Annotated in this window: 2 protein-coding genes and 2 pseudogenes; all 4 read left to right on the forward strand. The window is 63.7% G+C overall.

The window, feature by feature from the left end; all coding sequences use genetic code 11:
• A pseudogene (locus EN925_RS41065) lies at positions 1-85 on the forward strand (inositol monophosphatase); the annotation flags it as partial.
• 122 nt (positions 86-207) lie between these two features.
• Positions 208-894, forward strand: coding sequence for a hemolysin III family protein (locus tag EN925_RS31815; protein ID WP_063170358.1), 687 nt, complete (start codon positions 208-210; stop codon positions 892-894).
• Between the two features lie 104 nt (positions 895-998).
• On the forward strand, positions 999-2,024 hold the full coding sequence (locus EN925_RS31820; protein WP_013529124.1) for a MotA/TolQ/ExbB proton channel family protein: 1,026 nt from the start codon (positions 999-1,001) through the stop codon (positions 2,022-2,024).
• Position 2,025: 1 nt separating this feature from the next.
• Positions 2,026-2,467 (forward strand): annotated as a pseudogene (locus EN925_RS31825) (peptidoglycan-binding protein); the annotation flags it as partial.

The raw sequence follows: 2,467 nt of genomic DNA on the forward strand, positions 1-2,467 counted from the left end.
CGACAACGGTTCGGTCGTCGCCGGCAACGAGATCATCCAGCGCGCTTTGCTCAAGGTCGTGAAGAAGCCGCTCTCCTCTCGTTGACAGGCAAGCCGCGCCGACAAACCGCCGCGCTGATGCGCCGCAGTCGCAAAACCGCAACGGAAGCTTGAAATACTGCCCGGCGAGCGCCCAGATTGGAGGGCGCGGCGCAGGAACCCGGCTTAGTGAGAGACAACGAACCCTACCCCGATATCCCGTTCATCGGACGCTGGCACTATTCGCGTGCCGAGATGATCGCTGACGGTATCGTCCACGCGGTCGGCATCGTGCTGGCGATATCGGCCGGTTCCGCGCTGCTGGCGCTGGCGGCGTTTCGTGTCGGACCCGGCGAATACATCGCCGCCGCCTTCTACGTGGTTTCGCTGCTCACCGTGCTCTCGGTGTCGATGACCTACAATCTGTGGCCGGTCTCGTCGCCGGCAAAATGGGTGTTGCGGCGTTTCGACCACGCCGCGATCTATCTGCTGATCGCCGCGACCTATACGCCTTTCCTGGCGCAGCTCGAAGGCTCGCCGCTGGCGCGCTGGATGATCGTGCTGGTCTGGACCGCGGCAGCGCTGGGCATTGCCGTCAAGGTGTTCTTTCCCGGCCGTTTCGACCGGCTGGCGATCGGCTTCTATCTCGCCATTGGCTGGAGCGGCATCATCCTGGTCAAGCCGCTTGTCCAGACGCTACCGACGACATCGATAGCGCTGATCGTTGCCGGCGGCATCGTCTACTCCTGCGGCGTCATCTTCTTCGCCTGGAAGGGGCTGCGCTTCCACAATGCGCTGTGGCACGGTTTCGTCGTCACCGGCGCCAGCCTGCATCTGGCCGCCATGGTCGACTGTCTGGTCATCAATCGCCTCTGACACTATCGACGCGGCAATATTGCCAAGCGCCATTCAATTTGGTCACAATTCCGTTTAGAGTCGCGGTTTACGTGATCGGCGGCGGCATCGGAAACGGGGCACGGATGGCTTTTCTCAGATCCTTCGGCATGGGCAGACGTTCTGATGTCCTGATCTACGACCCGCATAAATTATCGAGCCCGCAGGTCTTTCTGCTGACCATGGTGATCTTCCTGGTCATCGTCGCCTTCATCGCCGCCATCCTCACCCGACAGATCTCAACCGCCTTTGGCAGCAATCCCGGCCTCAATGGCCTGATCGTCGGCGTGCTGGTGGTCGGCATCCTTTTGGCCTTCGCCCAGGTTGGGCGACTGTTTCGCGAAGTGCGCTGGGTCAACTCCTTCCGTGCCGGCTCGGAGACGACCGAACCGGTGCTGCTGGCGCCGATGAAGGCGATGATCGGCCGTTCCTCGGCGATGGCCTTCTCGACCAGTTCGATGCGCACCATGCTCGATTCCATCGCCACGCGCCTCGACGAAAGCCGCGACACCTCGCGCTATCTCGTCGGCCTGCTGGTGTTCCTCGGCCTGCTCGGCACCTTCTGGGGACTGTTGAACACCATCGGCTCGATCCGCGAAACCATCGAATCGCTCGATCCCGGCACCGGTGACGCCGCCGCGGTGCTCGATTCCCTGAAGCAGGGGCTTTCGGCGCCGCTGGCCGGCATGGGCACCGCCTTCTCGTCCTCGCTGTTCGGCCTCTCCGGCTCGCTGGTGCTCGGCTTCCTCGACCTGCAGGCCGGCCGCGCCCAGACGCGCTTCTACACCGAACTGGAAAACTGGCTTTCCTCGGTCACCGACCTGTCGTCGGACATCGTCGTCGCCGACCCGGCCAAAACCGAATCCTCCGACGAGATCCGGGTGCTGTCGGAACGGCTGCGCTCGATGCAGGAGAATGGCGGCGGCTCCAACCCGCGCGTCGCCACCGCCATGGCCAATCTCGCCGACGGCATTTCCGGCCTGGTCAAGAATATGCGCTCGGAACAGCAGATCATGCGCGACTGGGTCGAGGCCCAGTCCGACGAGCAGAAGGCGATGCGCAACACGCTGGAAAAGATCGCCGATGCCCTGAAGAAGCCCGGAGTGCACTGAAGTGGCGCTCGCCAGGGGCCGGCGCACCGATCGCCGCATCGACTACTGGCCGGGCTTCGTCGACGCGCTGTCGACGCTGCTTTTGGCGATCATGTTTCTGCTCACGGTCTTCGTGCTGGCGCAGTTCCTGCTGGGACGCGAAATCTCCGGCAAGGATACGGCGCTCTCGCGCCTCAACTCGCAGATCAACGAACTGACCCAACTGCTGGCGCTGGAGCGCTCGACGGCGCAGGACAAGGATGATTCCCTGGCCAATCTGCAGGCGTCGCTGTCGGCCGCGCAAGCGGAAAAGAGCCGGCTCGAACGATTGCTGGCGCAAGGTGCCGGTGCCGGCGACGCCGCCAATCAGCGTGCAGCGGCGCTCGGCGGCGAACTCGACAGCCAGCGCCAGATCAGCCAGCAGGCGCTGAGCCAGGTCGAGATACTCAACCAGCAGATCGCGG

Origin of the sequence: Mesorhizobium sp. M7A.F.Ca.US.006.04.2.1 (assembly GCF_004022915.1) — a bacterium.
In the GTDB taxonomy this organism is placed as follows: domain Bacteria; phylum Pseudomonadota; class Alphaproteobacteria; order Rhizobiales; family Rhizobiaceae; genus Mesorhizobium; species Mesorhizobium ciceri.

Excerpts from the sequence above, each read along its gene's own strand:
- EN925_RS31820 (WP_013529124.1), top strand. The coding sequence starts at position 999 with ATGGCTTTTCTCAGATCCTTCGGCATGGGCAGACGTTCTGATGTCCTG.